This is a genomic window from Amycolatopsis methanolica 239, assembly GCF_000739085.1.
GTDB classification, from domain to species: Bacteria; Actinomycetota; Actinomycetes; order Mycobacteriales; family Pseudonocardiaceae; genus Amycolatopsis_E; species Amycolatopsis_E methanolica.
The window spans coordinates 132270-149445 of sequence record NZ_CP009110.1; the positions used below are offsets into that span (position 1 = coordinate 132270).

A 17176-nucleotide genomic window follows, 5' to 3' on the forward strand; every position below is an offset into this window, starting at 1 on the left:
TGGCCCGCCTCGGTGTCGTGGGTGACCTGCGTCACGCCACCCGGTTACAGGTTGGCCTTCGTGAACTGGTACTGCTGTGCCGCCTGTGAACTGAAGTTGTACTTGAGAGTGGCCAGTCCGAACGGCTTCGTCGGGTCGACCTTGAACAGCGTGCTCGACCGCGGCGGGTTGCGGGTGTCGGCCGGGCCGTACTTGTAGTCGCCGGTGAGACCGTCGAACGACACGGTGCCCAGTTCGCTGGACGCCTTCAGGATGCCGTCGCGGGACAGGTCGCCCAGCTCGACCGCCTTCTCCAGCACCGCGGTCATCGCGCGGGCCTGGTTGTAGCCGAACGCGAAGTAGTAGTCCGGCTCCTGCTGCGGGGCGAAGGCGTTCTCGTCGGCGACCATCTTCGCCATGCCCGGCACGGAGTTGTCGCCCCACTCGGTGCCCTCGGCGACGATCGTGACGTACTGCTGCAGGTACGGCGCGATCGCGGACTTGGCGAACGCCGACGTGTAGCTCGGCGACTGCCCGTACCAGCGGGGCGCGAACCGGGCCTGTGCCGCGGTGCCCCAGATCTTGGCCGCGTCCGTCGGGGTCGCGGTCAGGAACACCATCTGGCAGCCGGCGCCGGCGAGCGCGCCGATCTGGCCCGCGTAGTTCTCCGTCCCCGCCTTGAAGCGCTGCGTGTTCGCCACGGTGAAGCCGTAGCTCTTCGCCGCGAAGTCGATCCCGGCCTGGCCCGCCTCGCCGTAGACGTCGTCCTGGACCATCGTGCAGATCTTCGAGTCCTTGGTGCCGCCGCCTTCGGTGAGGTAGTGGTCCATGGCGTTGATCGCCTGCACCTGGTACGGCCCGCCGACCGGCAGCAGGTTCTCTTCACGCACCCATAGCGCGTCCAGCGACGCCGGCGCGGCCAGCATCTTGTCCGCGCGCAGCTGCGGCAGCACGGCCAGCGTCGACGGCGTGCCCAGCAGCTGGGTGAACGCGACCACGTCGCCCTTGACCTTGTTGTACTTCTGCACGGCGACGTCCGGCTTGTACTGGGTGTCCTCCTGGACGAGCTGCACCTTGTACTTGCCCGCGATCCCGCCGCGTTCGTTGAGCGCCTGGAACCAGACCTCGTTGCCCGAGGTCAGCGGCTGCCCGATCACCGCGACCGGACCGGACAGCGGGGACAGCACGCCGAGCTTGATCGTCGTGCCGTCGAACCCGGCGGTGGCGCCCGGGTTGCCGGCCTGGCCGCCACCACCGCCTTCGTCGTCGCCCGCACCGCCGCACGCGGCCAGCGCGAGCGTCGCCGCGGCCAGCACCGCCGCGATCCGCGTTCTCTTCATGGACGCCTCCTGGACTAGTAGGAGAAGGGCCAGGCCTTGAAATAGGTCTTTATGCGCAGCCAGATGCCCGCGAGCCCGCGTGGTTCGAGCACCAGGAACAGCACGATCAGCAACCCGAAGATGGCCTGGTTGAGGGCGAACACACTGATGAACCCCGAATCGCCCACGCTCGTCTGGACGCCGGGGATGACGTCGCTGTAGCGGTCGATCAGGGCGGGCAGCGCGCCGACGAACAGCGCGCCGAGCACCGATCCGAAGATCGTGCCCAGACCGCCCACGATGATCACCGCGATGTACTGGATGGACAGCAGCAGGTTCCACTCGTCGGGGCTGACGAACTGCTGGTAGGACCCGAACAGCGCGCCCGCCATCGAGGCGATCGCGCTGGACACCATGAACGCGCCGATCTTGTACCGGCCCGCTCGCACGCCGATCACCTCGGCGGCCTGGTCGCGGTCGCGCACCGCCTGCAGCGCGCGGCCCGGGCGGGTGCGGGCGAGGTTCTTCACCAGCAGGGCGACCAGCCCGACCAGCGCCCACACCAGCCAGAACCAGCCCTGGTTGCGCGAGTAGCTCTCGCCGAAGATCGTCAGGTCGGCGAAGTCCACCGGCCCGATCGCGACGTCGGCGTTGACCGACGTGCCCGAGTTGCCGCCGGTGAGGTCGTCGAGGTTGCGCCACAGGTGCTCGCCGAGGAACACCAGCCCGAGCGTGACGATGGCCAGGTAGTGGCCGCGCAGCCGCAGCGTGAACGGTCCGATCAGCCCGCCCAGCACCGCCCCGATCCCGGCGGCGGCGAGCAGCCACAGCGGGAACGGCATGCCGAAGTCGCCGCCGACCTTGGCCGTCACGTACGCGCCCGCGCCGATGAAGAACGCGTGCCCGAGCGAGATCTGCCCGCAGTAGCCGGTGAGCAGGTTGAGGCCGATCGCGCCGACCGCGGTGATGCCGGCGTAGATCAGCACGGACAGCCAGAAGTCGTCCTGCACGACCGTCGGCAGCACCAGGAACGCCGCGATCATCAGCGCCAGCCCGAACTTCGACATCGGCGAGCCGAACAGGCGCAGGTCCTGGGCGTAGTCCCGGACGACGTTGCGGTGCGGTTTCGGCATCAGATCCTCCGTACGTCCTTGGTTCCCAGCAGGCCGTACGGCCGGATCAGCAGGATCACGATCATCAGCAGGTAGGGCACGATGATCGACACGTTGTCGCCCGCCCAGGAGAACAGCTGGTCCTGGTAGCCCCGGGTGAGCGCCTCGGCCAGCCCGATCACGATGCCGCCGAGCACCGCGCCGGCCGGCGAGTCGAGGCCGCCGAGGATCATCGCCGGGAACGCCGCGAGCGCGATGAACCCGATCGACGGGGAGAGCCCGCCCGGCCCGGCCGCCATGGTGATCCCGGCGAGCGCCGCCAGCGCCGATGCGATGGCCCACGAGACCGCGTACACCCGGCGTGCGCTGATCCCCTGCGCCAGCGCCGCTTCCGGGTCGAACGCGGTGGCCCGCATCGCAAGGCCGAGCGAGGTGAAGCGGAAGAACAGGAAGAACGCGACGACGACCGCCGCGGTCAGCCCGATCGTCCACAGGTCCCGCACGCCGAAGACGATCCCGCCTGCTTCGACGGTCTGGATGTTCCACGGGTTGGTGACCTGCAGGTTGTCGAAGCCCCAGATCGCGGTGATCAGCGGCTCCAGCACGAACAGCAGGCCGATGGTGATCATGATGACCGCGAACGGCGGCTGCCCGACCATGCGCCGCAACACGATCCGCTCGAACCCGGCGCCCACCAGCGCCGCCGACGCGCACGCCAGCGGGATCGCCACACCGAACGCGATCGCCAGGTTGTTGGCGAACGTGTACCCGAGGTAGGCGCCGAGCGCGAGCAGCCCGCCCTGCGCGAAGTTGATCACCCCCGTCGACTTGTAGATGACCACGAAACCCAGCGCCACCAGGGCATAGGTGGACCCGAGGGCAAGCCCGGCGAAGCAGTTCTGCAGGAACGTCGTCACCGGTACATCGCCTCGATCTCGTGCTCGAACCGCAGCTCGATGGCCCGCCGCTTGACCTTCTGCGTCGCGGTCAGCTCGCCGTCCTCGTGGTCGAGTTCCTTGCCGATCAAGGTGACCCGCTTGATCTGCTCGACCTGCGAGAACTCCCGGTTGGTCTCGTCGACCACCTGCTGGACGAGCGCCACCACCTCGGGTTTGGCCGACAGGTCGGCGTAGGTCGTGTACGCGAGGCCGCGGCGGGTCGCCCAGTTGCCGACCGTCTCTGCCTCGATGCCGATCAACGCGGTGAGGTACTTGCGGCGGTCCCCGATCACGATCGCCTCGCGCACGAACGGCGAGACCTTGAGCCGGTTCTCGATCTCCGACGGCGAGATGTTCTTGCCGCCCGCGGTGATGATGATGTCCTTCTTGCGGTCGGTGATCCGCAGGAACCCGTCGGCGTCGATCTCGCCGACGTCGCCGGTGTGCAGCCAGCCGTCCGCGTCCACCGCCGCCGCGGTGGCCTCCGGGTTGTGGAAGTAGCCCTGGAAAACCCCGGCCGAGCGGGTGAGGATCTCGCCGTCCTCGGCGATCCGCACCTCCACGCCGGGCAGCGGTTTGCCGACCGCGCCGAGCCGCACGTCGCCGTCCGGGGTGAGCGTGGCCAGCGCGGTGTTCTCGGTCTGCCCGTAGCCCTCGCGCACCGGAACCCCGATGGCCCACAGGTATTCCAGCACCTGGGGCGCGATCGGCGCGGCGCCGGACAACGCGGTGCGGACCCGGACCAGGCCGAGTTTCTCCCGCAGGGCACGGAAAACGAGGAACTCCGCTAGCCACAGGCGGATCTGGTCGCCCGCCGACAGCCGACCGGTCATGCGGCGCGGCGCGATCCGGCGGCCCTGCTTGAGCCAGAACCGGTAGAGGCCGCGCTTGAGCCGCGAGGCGTCGGCCATCCGGATTTCGGTGCCCGCCAGCATCTTCTCCCACACCCGCGGCACGCCGAGGAACACGGTCGGCTGCACGTCGCGCAGGTCGTTGAGGAAGGACGGGCCGCCCTCGCCGAAGTTGACCACCGAACCGGCCCACACGGAGTCGATCACCGAGGTGAGCCGCTCGGCGATGTGGCACAGCGGCAGGTAGGACAGCACCTCGTCGTCCGGGCCGCCGCCGAGCGCGTCGATGAACGTGCGCCCGGCCGCGACCAGGTTGGCGTGCGAGATCATCGCGCCCTTGGGCGGTCCGGTGGTGCCGGAGGTGTAGACGAGGATCGCGGTGGCGTCCGGGTCGAGCCGCGACACCGAGTCCTGGTAGTCGCGCAAGGCGTTGTCCCGCGGGCGTTCCAGCTGCTCGAACGTCATCAGGTCGGGCAACGCCTCCACGCGCACCCCGCGCGGGTCCATCACCACCAGGCTCCGCAGGTCGGGCAGCCTGCCGCGCACCGCGAGCGCCTTGTCCAGCTGCTCCTCGTCCTCGGCGATCAGCACCTTCGCGCCGGAGTGCGACAGCAGATATTCGACCTCGGCCTCCGGCGAGGTCGGGTAGACGCCCATGCTGATCGCGCCGATGCCCTGCACGGCCAGGTCGGCGACCACCCACTCCGGCCGGTTCTCGGCGTGGATCGCCACCCGGTCGCCCGGCTCGACGCCGAGTTCCCGCAGGCCGGCGGCGACGTTCGCGACCCGTTCGGCGTAGGCGGACCAGGTCCATTCGCGCCAGCGGCCGCGGTGCTTCTCCCGCATCGCGGTGCGGTCGCCCAGCGTGCGGGCGTGTTCCAGCAGGCGCGCGGGCAGGGTCCGCACGTCCGGGGGAGCGACCAGTGCCGTGCTCATCGGGCACCGCCCAGGTAGGCCTCGATCACGGCCGGGTGGTTCTGGATCTCCGACGGCTTCCCGGTGGCGATCGCGACGCCGAAGTCCAGTGCGAGCACCCGGTCGGCGAGGTCCATGACCAGTCGCATGTCGTGCTCGACGAGGATCATCGCGAGGCCCAGCTCGCGCCGGACCTCGACCAGGTACCGCGCGGTGTCCTCGGTCTCCTCCAGGTTCATGCCGGCGACCGGCTCGTCGAGCAGCAGCAGCGACGGCTCCATCGCCAGCGCGCGGCCCAGTTCGGCGCGTTTCGCGACGCCGTAGGGGAGCAGTCCGGCAGGCATCCGGCGGTACGGCTCGAGTTCGAGCAGTTCGACGATCTCCTCGACAGCCGCGCGGTGCCGGACCTCCTCGCGCTTCGCGCGGCCCCACCAGAGCATCCCGGTGCCGAAACCGGTGCGCATCAGGTGGTGGCGGCCGAGCATCAGGTTCTCGATGAGCGTGAGGTGCTCGAACAGGCCGAGGTTCTGGAACGTGCGGGCCACGCCCATCGCGGCGATCGCGGCGGGCGCGCGGCCGACCAGCCGTTCGCCGTCCAGCGTGATGGTGCCCTCCTGCGGGCGGTAGACCCCGTTGAGGCAGTTGAAGATCGACGTCTTGCCCGCGCCGTTCGGGCCGATCACGGCGAACAGCTCGCCGCGGCCGACCTCGAAGCTGACGCCGTCGAGCGCCGTGACCCCGCCGAACCGCAGCGTCAGGTCGCGGACCTCGAGGATCGGTCGATCGGTGCCGGCTTCGTCCTCCCGGGCGGGCGCGGGGTCGCTGGTGGTCACGCGCTCCATCGCTTCTTCCTCCGGTAGCTCTTGACTTCGGCGAAGCTGCGCCGCTCCTCGTGCTGGGCGGCGCCGAGGTAGAACTCGCGGATGTCCTCGTCGGCGAGGAGGTCGGCGGCCGGGCCGTCCTTGACGACCTTCCCGGTCTCGACGACGTAGCCGGATCCGGCGATCGACAGCGCCATCACGGCGTTCTGCTCGACCAGCAGGACGCTGGTGCCCTGGCCGTTGATCTCGATGATGATGTCCCGCACCTGCTCGACCAGCTTGGGCGCGAGACCGAGCGAGGGCTCGTCGAGCAGCAGGAGCTTCGGCGACGCCATGAGTGCGCGGCCGATCGCGAGCATCTGCTGCTCGCCGCCGGAGAGGTAACCGGCGATCGAGCGGCGGCGGTCCTTCAGGACCGGGAACAGATCCATCACCCTGGCGTAGGACTCGCGGACCTCGGTGCGGGAGCGGCGGGTGTAGGCGCCGGTGCGCAGGTTCTCGTCGACGGTGATCTCGGCGAAGATCCGCCTGCCCTCCATCACCTGTGCGATGCCCTTGCGCACCACGTCGGCGGGGTCGGCGCCGGTGATGTCCTCGTCGCGGAAGCGGACCGTGCCCTTGGTGATCTTGCCGCGGTGCGGCATGAGGAGGCCGGTGATCGCCCGCAGCAGGGTCGTCTTGCCCGCACCGTTCGCGCCGAGCAGCGTGACGATCGCGCCGTCGGGGACCTCCAGGCTGAGTCCCCGGAGGACCAGCACCACGTCGTCGTACACCACTTCGAGGTTGTTCACCGCCAGCACGGGTGGTGACAAGGCGTGCCCTCCGTTCCTCGTTGAACCGGGCGTTTTGTCCCCAATGTGGGTGATTGAGATCACATTGAATACGGAAGGTGGCTAGCGGTCACGGGTGAAGGCCAATGCGGAGCCGAACTGTGACCTGGCGACGGCTGGCAGAATGGCCCGGGTGGAGCAGACGACCGTGCGTGAAACCGTGCAGCGCCTCTGGGACAGCGAGGTGCTGCCGAGCCTGTCCGGCCTGGTGGAGATCCCCGCCCTGTCGCAGGCCTTCGACCCCGACTGGGCCGCCAACGGGCACCTCGACGCCGCTGTGCGGCACGTGCAGAACTGGATCGCCGGGCGCGGCCTGCCCGGCGCGACGCTCGACGTGGTGCGGCTCGACGGCCGCAGCCCGGTGCTGCTGGTCGACGTCCCGGCCACGCCCGGCGCGGAGGACCGCGGCACCGTCCTGCTCTACGGCCACCTCGACAAGCAGCCCCCGGTCGGCGGCTGGGCGGAGGGGCTCGGCCCGTGGACCCCGGTGGTCCGCGACGGCAGGCTGTACGGCCGCGGCTCGGCGGACGACGGGTACGCCGGCTACGCGGCGACGGCCGCGCTGGAGGCCGTGCACGCGGCGGGCGGCGCCCACGCGCGATCGGTGATCCTGCTGGAGACCGGTGAGGAGTCGGGCAGCCCCGACCTCCCGCGGTACCTGGAGCACCTGTCCGAGCGGCTGGGGCGCGTGAGTTTCGTGGTGTGCCTGGACTCCGGCGGCAACGACTACGAGCGGCTGTGGCTGACGACGAGCCTGCGCGGAATGACGCAGGTGCACGTCACGGTGCGGGTGCTCCAGGCGGCGGCGCACTCCGGGCTGGCCAGCGGCGTGGTGCCGAGCTCGTTCCGGGTGCTGCGGCAGCTGCTGGACCGCATCGAGGACGCGGAGACGGGCGAGATCAAGCTGGCGGAGCTGAACGTCGACATCCCGGCGAACCGCCGCGAAGAGGCGGCCGCGACGGTCGCGGTGGCCCCCGGCGCGATCAGCGGTTCGTTCCCGCTGATGCCCGGGATGCGCCCGGTCTCGGACGACGAGCTGGAACTGCTGCTGAACCAGTCGTGGCGGCCCACGCTGTCGGTGATCGGCGCGGAGGGCTTCCCGGAGCCGGCGAACGCGGGCAACGTCCTGCGCGACCACACGACGCTGGCGCTGAGCTTCCGGCTCCCCCCGACTGCCGACGCGGCGGCGGCGCTGAACGCGGTGGAGAAGGCGCTGACCACGGACGTCCCCTACGGCGCGGTGGTCGAACTGTCCGGAATGGAGGCCGCGAACGGCTGGAACGCGCCCGACGCGTCGCCGTGGCTGGCGTCGGCGCTGGAGCGGGTCAGCGACGAGGTGTTCGGCGCCCCCTGGCGCAGCGTCGGGCTCGGCGGGTCGATCCCGTTCATGGGCCTGCTCGGCGAGAAGTACCCGGAGGCCCAGTTCCTGGTCACCGGCGCGCTGGGGCCCGACTCGAACGCCCACGTCCCCGACGAGTGGCTGCACCTGGCGCAGGCGAAGCGGCTCACCGAGGCGGTGGCGCACATGCTGGACGCCCACGCGCGGGGCTGATCGCGACCACCAGCCACACCAGCCCGCTGAGGAACACCGCGACCCCGGCGCCGACCACCAGCAGCGACGTCCGCTGGTCCGGCGCCGGGGACCGCCCACCCGACCGTCCCGCGTCGACGAACGCGCTGGTGGGGACGAGGTTCTCCCCGTCGACGGCCACCACCCGGTAGCGAACGTCGCCGAGCGGGATCGCGCCCTGATGGGGCCCGTCGAGGTGCCTCCGCGAGTCGGCGGAGTTGTTCCGCCAGTCCCCGAGGACGAACACGCTGTTGGCGGGCACCCGGGTGGTGAAGCGGTAGGTGGGGCCGTCGCGCAGCAGGTACTCCTCCTCGACGGGCACCCCGTTCACCAGCAGCCGCTCCGACTCGTCACAGCAGGCCACCGCACCTCCGCCGAGGCCGACCACCCGCTTCGCGAACAGCCGCGGGATCTCAAACGACGCGCCGCTGAACACGATGACGTCGCCGTGGCGGACATCGCCGTCCACGTCCACGAGAGTGAGCTGGTCGCCCTGCCGCAGCGTCGGTTCCATGGACGAGGCGGGCAGCTCGACGCTGTCGTAGCGGAGCACCGTCCACAGACCGGCCGCGGCCGCGAGCACGATGCCGAGCGTCATGACGGTGGCAGGCAGCCACCAGCGGTTCTTCACGACCGGAGATCGCCCCTGCGCCCGCGATCATTTCCCCGTCCGTGCGTACTTCAGGGACACTCAGGGTCACCGGCGTGTTACCGGCTGGTTACCGGGTAGACCCGAAATGCGGCCGTAACCACTCGATGCTGTGCGTGACCGTCAACAAGTGGCAGGATGCGTGCACTCGATAAGTATGACCTACTAGGAGTAAACCGTGTCGCGTCGATCGTTACGCAATGCGCTTGTTCTGTCGGCCACGCTGGCCATCGCCGCGACCGCGACGGCCTGCGCGCAGGAGGTCAACACCGGCGGCGACACCCAGGCCGGCGGTGAGATCACCCTCAAGGAGACCGGCTTCCTCACCACCTGCACGCACCTTCCCTACGCGCCGTTCCAGTTCACCGAGGGTGACAAGACCGTCGGGTTCGACGTGGACCTAGTGGACATGGTCGCGCAGAACCTGGGGGTGCAGCAGAAAATCTTCGACACCCCGTTCGAGGGCATCGAGTCGGGCGAGTCGCTCAACACCGGCCAGTGCGACGTCGCCGCCGCGGCGATGACGATCACGCCGGAGCGGCAGGGCGTGATGGACTTCTCGGTCGGCTACTTCGACGCCAACCAGGCGCTGCTGGTCAAGAAGGGCTCCGGCATCGACAGCCTGGAGAAGCTGCGCGGCAAGAAGCTCGGCGTTCAGCTCGGCACCACCGGTGAGGACTACGCCGAGGCGAACAAGGCCCAGTACGGCTACGAGATCGTCCAGTTCGAGGACCTCGCGCTGGAGCAGACCGCCGTCAAGACCGGCCAGGTCGACGCGGGCATCAACGACAACTCGGTGCACTACGAGTTCCTCAAGACCAACCCGGACGTCGAGGTGACCACCGAGTTCAAGACCGGTGACCAGTACGGCGTAGCCGTGCGCAAGGGCAACGGCGCGCTGCTGGCGAAGGTCAACGAGGTCATCAACGCCGCCAAGGCAGACGGCCGCTACGACGCCATCTACCAGAAGTGGTTCAACAAGCTGCCGGAAAGCAAGTAACCGGAAGCCACTTCTGCGAGGAGTTCCACCGTGGCGATGTCTCGCCGTAAACGCGCCCAGCTGTTCCGGGGCGCGCAGTACGCGCTGCTGGTGATCGTCATCCTGGTCGCGGCGTTCGTGGCCGACTGGGGCGAGATCCAGCGCGCGTTCTTCAACGTCGACGCGGCCCGCGCGCAGTTCCCCGGTGTCATCACGACGGCGCTGGTCAACACCATCGTCTACACCGCGCTCGGGTTCGCGTTCGGGCTGGCGGTCGGTCTCGTGCTGGCGCTGATGAAACTGTCGCCGGTCGGGCCGTACCGCTGGATCGCGACCGTCTACATCGAGTTCTTCCGCGGGGTCCCGGCGCTGCTGGTGTTCATCACGCTGGGCTTCGGGGCGCCGCTCGCGTTCGGGTTGAAGTTCGACATCTACTCGACCGTGATGCTGTCGCTCGGCCTGGTCGGCTCCGCTTACATCGCGGAGACCATCCGGGCCGGCATCCAGGCGGTGCCGGCCGGTCAGCGGGAGGCGGCGCGCTCCCTGGGCATGTCCCAGGGGCGGGCGATGGTCTCGATCGTCGTCCCGCAGGCGTTCCGCATCATCCTGCCGCCGCTGACGAACGAGCTGATCCTGCTCACCAAGGACTCGTCGCTGATCTACCTGCTGGGCCTGGCCCGCGACGAGTACGAGCTGACGAAGTTCGGCCGGGAGGGCCTGAACGCGACCGGGTCGCTGACGCCGATCCTGCTTGCCGGGCTGTGCTACCTGATCATCACGATCCCGCTGGGCTACCTGTCCCGGTACCTGGAGCGCCGCACCGGGCGCAAGAGCGAGCGCGGACTGGAGGTCGAGGCGTGACCGACGACGTGATCGTCCAGGTGTCCGGACTGCACAAGGCGTTCGGCAGGCTGGAGGTGCTCAAGGGCATCGACCTGGAGGTGCAGCGCGGGCAGGTCGTCTGCATCATCGGGCCGTCCGGCTCGGGCAAGTCGACGCTGCTGCGGTGCGTGAACCTGCTGGAGGAGCCCAACGACGGCTCGGTGGTGGTGAACGGGTTCCAGATCACCGACCCGGACATCGACATCGACCGCGCTCGGCGGGGCATCGGCATGGTGTTCCAGTCGTTCAACCTGTTCAGCCACCTGTCGGTGCTGGACAACCTGACCATCGCGCAGCGCAAGGTCCTCAAGCGGGACAAGGCCGAGGCCGAGCGGATCGCGCTGGAGAACCTGCGCAAGGTCGGGCTGACCGGCAAGGAACGCTCGCTGCCCACGCAGCTGTCCGGTGGCCAGCAGCAGCGCGTCGCGATCGCACGTGCGTTGTCCATGAACCCGGACGTGATGCTGTTCGACGAGCCCACCTCGGCCCTGGACCCGGAGCTGGTCGGCGACGTGCTCGCCGTGATGCGCCAGCTCGCCCGCGACGGCATGACGATGCTGGTGGTCACCCACGAGATGCAGTTCGCGCGTGAGGTGGCCGACGTGGTGCTGTTCATGGACGGTGGCGTGGTGGTCGAGCAGGGGCCGCCGTCCCAGGTGATCGCGGACCCGCAGCACGAGCGCACGCAGACGTTCCTGTCACGCGTGCTGAACCCGGCCCACGTCGACGAGAAGTGACGTCGTGGCCCTCCTTACCTGAGCGAGGGTAAGGAGGGCCACAGTGGGAGGCGGCGCCGAGCATCATGCTGTGTAGCCGCCGCTTGGATCCCATTGTTGGAACGGCAAATTGTTGCAAGAGAAGGGCTGCAAACCGTTCACGCTGTCATCTACACATCGCCTGGTCATGTTGGCCGTCATGACAACGCCGTTGCTACCGGCTCTGTTGAAGAACCACAGCTGACAGGGGCCGCCGTTACAATCGGTCGTCCGTAATCCGTATTCGTAGCTGTCATCGAGACACCGACCGGTCTCTACGCTGTCGGCCTAGCGCTCGTCGCGACAAGAATGACGAACCCGCATCATGAACCGCCCCGCTGCTTTTTGGCGCGGTTGTCAACTGAACATCTCAGCCGGATTTTCGGCGCAGCGTCTCGACGAGCGCGGCAACCGCTTCCGCGGTTCGTGACGGCGCAGTACGAACTGCTCGGCAGGGTGGTCCAGCCATTGGTCGACCTGGAACATACCGCTGAACTTTGCCAACATGCACCATGTCGAGCCGTTCGGGGTGGTCACCGGATGACCAGGCCAGGCTGCCGACCTGAGTGCCTGGCCAGAGCAGCACAGGCACGATTCCGGCTCGCAGCTCCTCGGGCCACTGGCGCAGCGCGCCTTCATGTGGGTGTCGCCCGGATGTTCTTTGCCCCGCCTTCAATCGCGTTGCTTTGCTCTACTGCGTCGGCAGGTATTGGCTGGACGAGCGGTAGGCGTCGTCCGGCACCTCAGCGAAACTGCCGTACCGGACTCACGGCACCAGCTAAGATTTCGATGCGCGAGCGAAGTGGGAGGGCAGATGGCAAACGGGCAACCGGCACAAGCGGACCGCGCCCTGCCGGCCCTGGATCCCTTCCGCGGGGTGCCGGACCGGCGTTACCACCTCGCCGCGGAGGAGCTGCTCAAACCGCTGCTGGAGCCCGGCAGCGGTGGTCTGCTGCGCTGGCGCAAGCAGGCCAGCAACGCCCCGATCGTCGCCGTGGAAAACGCTTACATCACCGGGCGGCTGGACCTGCGCGGGGCCGACGTGGAGTGCCTTTTCCGCTTCGAGAACTGCCGCTTCGAACATCCGCCGGACGTGCGTGAGGCCAAGATCCTCGGGCTGGTCTTCCGGCGCTGCTGGCTGCCCGGGCTCAAGGCCCGCAACCTGCGCAGCCGCAACGACGTCCGCCTCATCCGCTGCGTCGTACAGGTCCTGCCGGGCAGCGACGACGGCGAGACAGCGGTGCAGCGCGGCGACACCCGCGAACGCGGGGTGCCGGACGCCGCGATCAACCTGACCGACGCCGTCGTCGAAGGCTCGGTCGTCCTCACCCGCACGGCGGTCGACTACCCGCAGGGCCGCGCGATCCAGGCCGACCGGCTGATCATCGCAGGCGCGCTGCTGGCCTACCGCATGCAGACCGAGGGCGAGGTCCGCCTCCCCGGCATGCGCACCGGCGGCAACGTGAACTTCTCCGGCGCCAAGCTGCGCAACCCGGACGGTTTCGCGCTCGACGGGAACGGCGCGCACATCGGCGGCAGCCTGCTGTGCGAGGTCGACAACTACGGCGCCGCCAGCACGCGGCAGCCGTTCTCCGCGCACGGCGTGCTGCACCTGCCGAGCATGCGGGTCAACGGCGACATCGTGCTGCGCGCCGCCGAGTTGCAGAGCGAGCAGCAGGGCCGGATCGTCGTCGACGCGTGGAAGTCGAGCGACCCGTACGTCGACCCGTGGCCGGCGCTGGTCGGCGACCGGTGGCAGGTGGACGGCAACGTGGAGCTGTCCGACGGGCTGTCCGCGGTCGGCACACTGCGCATGATCAACGCGAAGATCGGCGGCACGCTGCGCCTGGCCCGCGCGCGCATCACGGTGCCGCGCGGTTCGGTGGAGCCGTACTACGACCGCGCGCTGCACCTGGACGGCTCGCAGATCAGCAGCGATCTGGAGGCGACGGGCCTGGAGATCCCGTCCGGGCAGCTGCGGATGGCCGACGTGACGGTCCGCGGGAACCTGCTGGCCGGGCGGGTGCGCCTGCGGCATGCGGAACGCGACGTCCTCTCCGCACGCCGGATGACGGTGGCGGGCAACTTCCACCTGCACGAGGCGACCATCGAGGGCACGTTGCGGCTGCAGGGCGTCGAGGTCGGCGGCAGTGTCTACCTGTACGGCACCGACGTCACCAAGCCGGCGGTGCGCAACCGGACCAGTTTCTCGGTGGACCTGCGCACGGTGAAGGTGGGCCGCGACATCACGCTGACCAGCGCCGGTGAGCAGCCGTTCCACGCCGAGGGCGGCGTCAACATGGACGGCGCGACCGCCGGCCGCCGCATCGACTTCAGCGGCGCGGTGCTGGGTTCGTACAACAAGCACGCGATCGCGCTGGACGCGAGCGACGTGGGGGCGGACGAGTTCCTGCTCAACCTGGCCGAGCCCGCCACCGGCAGCATCGTGCTGCGGCACGCGCATTGTCAGACGCTGGAGGACAACGACAACTTCTGGCAGGCCGAGGGCGGCATCGAGCTGGAGGACTTCCGCTACGACGTGCTGAAGCGCCCGATCGACATGAAGGACGACGCTGCGGTGCGGGACCGCATCGAGCGGCTGCGCACCGCGATGGCCGGTTACCGGCCGGGCCCTTACGACCAGCTCGCCGCGATGCTGCGCAACAGCGGCAACGAGGAGCACGCGTCGACGGTGCTGTTCAAGAAGCAGCAGTACCGCTACGAGGCGCTCGCCCAGGGCTACCGGGTGCTCGGCCCTGGTGTGCGGTTGTGGAGCTGGCTGCAGCGGTGGATGGTCGGTTACGGGTACCGCCCGGTGCGGGCGCTGGCCTGGCTGATCGCGCTGCTGGCGGCGGGCAGCATCTACTTCGGCGCGGGCACCGATTCGTGTGTGAACGACCCGGTGCGGTACATGGTGAGCGGCCCGCGGTGCGCGGTCGACCAGCAGGAGACGGGCCTGGAGTGGAACCCGGTGCTGTACACGCTGGACCTGCTGGTGCCGATCGTCGATTTCGGCAACAAGGGCCGCTGGTACATGCACGACGTGGACAAGTGGGTGTCGAACGGCTTCACCGCGATGGGCTGGATCCTGGCCACCACGGTCGCCGCCGGAGCCGGCCGAATGATCCGCCGAGAAACCTAGCCCAAGCCCCCCACACGATCAGGTGAAAATCCCAAAGGCGCCAGAACCAGACCAGCCGGCACCGGACGGGGGGTCCAGGGGGCGAAGCCCTCCCTGGCGGGGGTTTGGGGGTCCGACCCCCAATGCAATGGCGAGTAGCCCCAGCGAAGCGCAAAGCGCGAGCAGGGGTTGCCCAGCTACGAGCGGACGACGGGATTCGAACCCGCGACCCTCACCTTGGCAAGGTGATGCGCTACCAGCTGCGCTACGTCCGCGTGCCCCGGTTGACCGGTGCGATGGACAGTCTATACGGGTGCGATCGGCCGGGTTGACGGGGTGGCCAGTTTGGGGTGATCTTGGGTGGCTGCGAGGTGTGCGTCGCCCTGTCGGAGGGAACTCGGTCACTCCGGGAGTACAAGGGGTGACGGCGAGCGTTTCGCTCCGTATGGTGTCTCCATTCAACCGAACGGGTTAGTCCCGCGGGGGAGGAGGTGGCTGGCCGCATGACGGACGACGCGGCGGTGCCGGAACAGCGCATGGCATCGGAGGACGAGCAGGCTCTGTTGAGCAGGCTCCGTTCCGGTGAGGATGCCGCGTTCCGCGAGTTGTTCGAGCTGCACGCTTCCGCCGTCCGCAGGCTGGCCCGTAGCCTGGCCGCCGATTCGTCCGAGGCGGAGGACATCACCGCCGAGACGTTCTTCCGCGTGTTGCAGGCCTTGCGCCGCGGGAACGGCCCGAAGGAGCACGTCCGCGCGTACTTGCTGACGGTGGCGCGCCGGGTGTCGTGGGAGTGGCACGGCGCGCGCCGTGACGTGCCGGTCAGCGACGACGAGCTGACCCACCGGGCGGGTGCGGGCGCCGACGCGCATGCCCGCACCGCTGAGCACAGCTTGATCACCACGGCGTTCACCAGCTTGCCGGAGCGCTGGCGGACCGTGTTGTGGCAGACCGAGGTCGAGGGTGAGCAGCCGGCCGTGGTGGCGCCGCACTTCGGGTTGAGCGCGAACGCGACGGCGGCGCTGGCGCGGCGGGCCCGGCAGGGTCTGCGTGCCGCGTACCTGCAGGCGCACCTGGCGATGAACCGGATTTCCGACGTCAGTTGCCGCGGGGTGATCGAGAAGCTCGGCGGCTACACCGCGGGCAGTGTCACCGGTGCGGAGGCGCGGCGGATCCGTGGTCATCTGCTGGGGTGCGCGTCCTGCCGGGCGATGCACGCCGAGCTGCGGGACGTGTGCTCGTCGCTGCGTGCGCACGCCGGTGTGGTGGCGTTGTTGGTGCCGGCCACCGCCGTTGCCGCGGGTGGCGGCGCGACGTCGGGCGTGCTGACCACGTTGAAGACCATGCTGGTGTCGAAGCTGAAGATCGGTGTGGCGCTGGCGTCGACCACGGCCGCGGGTGTGGTCGGGTTCGCGGTGGGCCCGGCGATGGTCGACGATTCGCAGCCGATGGGCCTGCCCGAGCAGGGCGGGGTCGAGTTGCGGATCGCCGAGCCGGAGTCGCGGCTGAGCCCGCCGCCGCAGGTGCTGGTCGCGCCCGACGAGGTGACGCTGCCCTACCCCGGCGCGCCGCTGCCGAGCACGGTCGTGGCGAAGTCGCCGCCGCCCGCGAAGTCGATCGAGCAGGCCGAGCCGCCCGCGCGGCAGGAGCCGCGCAGCGACGGTTCGAGCACCGGTGGCGAGCGGTCGGACCAGGTCGAGCCGACGCAGTCGTCGTCCCGCGGCAGCGCGCGCGACGACCTGCCGACCACGGACGCGACGCCCTTGTCGAGCGAGGACTCGCCGACGCGGGACAAGCCGGGCAAGGGCTGGGGCCGGGACAAGGACAAGCCGACGCAGGCCGAGTCGCACGGGCCACCGTCGTGGTCCGCCCCGTGGTGGCTGTGGCGGGACCGGGATCACGGGCACTCCGCCCGGGGGTCATCCGAGTAGTCGATCTCCGTTCGCGTCTCGCGCGGCGGGCCGCGACCACGCTACGGTTGGACGGGCGAACGACCGTAGCGGGAGGCAGCGAAAGATGAACCGCGTGGTGCGGGGAGGCGACGGCCGCGAGTGGGTCGTCCGGGCGCAGATGGAATGGCGCCGCCCGGCAACCGCCGAGGACTTCGAGCGGGACATCTCCGGCAGCTACACCTCGGGCATCGCGATGCTCGCCGTGTGCGTACTGCTGGCCGTCATCCTCGTCGCCTGGCTGCCCGACACGGTCGTGGTGCCGCCGTGGGTGATCTACGGCCTGCTGCTGATCGTGGTGTTCTTCCCGCTGCGGTGGGTGCTGAACCGGCCGTGGACGGTTGTCGCGGAGACCGACGGCGGCGTCACCGGCGAGCCGCCGCCGGAGCGCTGGGTCGGGATCATCTCCGGCATGTTCCGCGTGCGCAGCGAGCTGACCAGGCTCGCGAAGACCATCCAGCGGGAGGCGGGCCCGGACTTCGAGGGCCCGCTGCGGCCGATGGAGTAGC

Annotated in this window: 14 protein-coding genes and 1 tRNA gene; 7 read left to right on the forward strand and 8 right to left on the reverse strand. The window is 69.5% G+C overall.

The window, feature by feature from the left end; translation table 11 throughout:
• Positions 1-44: 44 nt before the first annotated feature.
• Genes AMETH_RS00680 through AMETH_RS00705 form a run of 6 tightly spaced genes read right to left on the reverse strand, consistent with a single transcriptional unit; the run spans position 45 to position 6735 of the window.
• Positions 45-1319 (reverse strand): ABC transporter substrate-binding protein, encoded by a 1275-nt coding sequence (locus AMETH_RS00680; RefSeq protein WP_017986095.1) that lies wholly within the window; start codon positions 1317-1319, stop codon positions 45-47.
• A 14-nt stretch (positions 1320-1333) separates the two neighbouring features.
• Entirely contained in the window at positions 1334-2431 is a 1098-nt protein-coding gene (locus tag AMETH_RS00685) for a branched-chain amino acid ABC transporter permease (RefSeq protein WP_017986096.1), read from the reverse strand.
• A complete protein-coding gene (locus tag AMETH_RS00690) occupies positions 2431-3327 on the reverse strand; it encodes a branched-chain amino acid ABC transporter permease (protein WP_017986097.1) in 897 nt (298 codons plus the stop codon). Before AMETH_RS00690 ends, AMETH_RS00685 begins: the two co-directional genes overlap by 1 nt.
• Positions 3324-5135: an AMP-dependent synthetase/ligase gene (locus tag AMETH_RS00695; RefSeq protein ID WP_017986098.1), complete on the reverse strand. Its 1812-nt coding sequence runs from the start codon at positions 5133-5135 to the stop codon at positions 3324-3326. The genes AMETH_RS00690 and AMETH_RS00695 overlap by 4 nt, the downstream gene beginning before the upstream one ends.
• On the reverse strand, positions 5132-5956 hold the full coding sequence (locus AMETH_RS00700; RefSeq protein ID WP_017986099.1) for an ABC transporter ATP-binding protein: 825 nt from the start codon (positions 5954-5956) through the stop codon (positions 5132-5134). The genes AMETH_RS00695 and AMETH_RS00700 overlap by 4 nt, the downstream gene beginning before the upstream one ends.
• Complete coding sequence (locus AMETH_RS00705; RefSeq protein WP_017986100.1) at positions 5944-6735, reverse strand: ABC transporter ATP-binding protein; 792 nt, start codon at positions 6733-6735, stop codon at positions 5944-5946. The genes AMETH_RS00700 and AMETH_RS00705 overlap by 13 nt, the downstream gene beginning before the upstream one ends.
• A 154-nt stretch (positions 6736-6889) precedes the next feature.
• Here AMETH_RS00705 and AMETH_RS00710 point away from each other — a divergent pair, with 154 nt between their 5' ends.
• A complete protein-coding gene (locus tag AMETH_RS00710; protein ID WP_017986101.1) occupies positions 6890-8317 on the forward strand; it encodes a M20/M25/M40 family metallo-hydrolase in 1428 nt (475 codons plus the stop codon).
• Here the strand turns inward: AMETH_RS00710 and lepB are convergent.
• On the reverse strand, positions 8271-8966 hold the full coding sequence (gene lepB, locus AMETH_RS00715; protein WP_017986102.1) for a signal peptidase I: 696 nt from the start codon (positions 8964-8966) through the stop codon (positions 8271-8273). The genes AMETH_RS00710 and lepB overlap by 47 nt on opposite strands.
• A gap of 196 nt (positions 8967-9162) precedes the next feature.
• Between lepB and AMETH_RS00720 the strand changes: the two genes are divergently transcribed.
• The 4 genes from AMETH_RS00720 to AMETH_RS00735 all read left to right on the forward strand — a co-directional run bounded on the left by AMETH_RS00720 (position 9163) and on the right by AMETH_RS00735 (position 14742).
• The gene (locus AMETH_RS00720) at positions 9163-9984 is read left to right on the forward strand and encodes a transporter substrate-binding domain-containing protein (protein ID WP_017986103.1); all 822 of its coding nucleotides are present in this window, start codon (positions 9163-9165) and stop codon (positions 9982-9984) included.
• Between the two features lie 30 nt (positions 9985-10014).
• The gene (locus tag AMETH_RS00725; protein ID WP_026153681.1) at positions 10015-10824 is read left to right on the forward strand and encodes an amino acid ABC transporter permease; all 810 of its coding nucleotides are present in this window, start codon (positions 10015-10017) and stop codon (positions 10822-10824) included.
• Positions 10821-11582 (forward strand): amino acid ABC transporter ATP-binding protein, encoded by a 762-nt coding sequence (locus AMETH_RS00730; protein ID WP_017986105.1) that lies wholly within the window; start codon positions 10821-10823, stop codon positions 11580-11582. Before AMETH_RS00725 ends, AMETH_RS00730 begins: the two co-directional genes overlap by 4 nt.
• Before the next feature lie 832 nt (positions 11583-12414).
• Entirely contained in the window at positions 12415-14742 is a 2328-nt protein-coding gene (locus tag AMETH_RS00735) for a translocation/assembly module TamB domain-containing protein (protein WP_223843022.1), read from the forward strand.
• 181 nt (positions 14743-14923) lie between these two features.
• On the opposite strand, the gene AMETH_RS00740 is transcribed toward AMETH_RS00735, so the two are convergent.
• Positions 14924-14996 (reverse strand) — tRNA-Gly (locus tag AMETH_RS00740).
• A gap of 228 nt (positions 14997-15224) precedes the next feature.
• Between AMETH_RS00740 and AMETH_RS00745 the strand changes: the two genes are divergently transcribed.
• Entirely contained in the window at positions 15225-16649 is a 1425-nt protein-coding gene (locus tag AMETH_RS00745) for a sigma-70 family RNA polymerase sigma factor (RefSeq protein ID WP_017986107.1), read from the forward strand.
• A gap of 85 nt (positions 16650-16734) precedes the next feature.
• Positions 16735-17175 carry a hypothetical protein gene (locus AMETH_RS00750; RefSeq protein ID WP_017986108.1) on the forward strand — a complete coding sequence of 147 codons (441 nt, stop codon included), beginning with the start codon at positions 16735-16737 and terminating at the stop codon, positions 17173-17175.
• The last annotated feature ends 1 nt before the right edge of the window (position 17176 follow it).

What these genes read in the sequence shown, in the direction of transcription:
- AMETH_RS00680 (WP_017986095.1), bottom strand. Translation starts at nt 1,319, where the DNA reads ATGAAGAGAACGCGGATCGCGGCGGTGCTGGCCGCGGCGACGCTCGCG.
- AMETH_RS00685 (WP_017986096.1), bottom strand. Translation starts at nt 2,431, where the DNA reads ATGCCGAAACCGCACCGCAACGTCGTCCGGGACTACGCCCAGGACCTG.
- AMETH_RS00695 (WP_017986098.1), bottom strand. Translation starts at nt 5,135, where the DNA reads ATGAGCACGGCACTGGTCGCTCCCCCGGACGTGCGGACCCTGCCCGCG.
- AMETH_RS00700 (WP_017986099.1), bottom strand. Translation starts at nt 5,956, where the DNA reads ATGGAGCGCGTGACCACCAGCGACCCCGCGCCCGCCCGGGAGGACGAA.
- AMETH_RS00710 (WP_017986101.1), top strand. Translation starts at nt 6,890, where the DNA reads ATGGCCCGGGTGGAGCAGACGACCGTGCGTGAAACCGTGCAGCGCCTC.
- AMETH_RS00735 (WP_223843022.1), top strand. Translation starts at nt 12,415, where the DNA reads ATGGCAAACGGGCAACCGGCACAAGCGGACCGCGCCCTGCCGGCCCTG.
- AMETH_RS00745 (WP_017986107.1), top strand. Translation starts at nt 15,225, where the DNA reads ATGACGGACGACGCGGCGGTGCCGGAACAGCGCATGGCATCGGAGGAC.
- AMETH_RS00750 (WP_017986108.1), top strand. Translation starts at nt 16,735, where the DNA reads ATGAACCGCGTGGTGCGGGGAGGCGACGGCCGCGAGTGGGTCGTCCGG.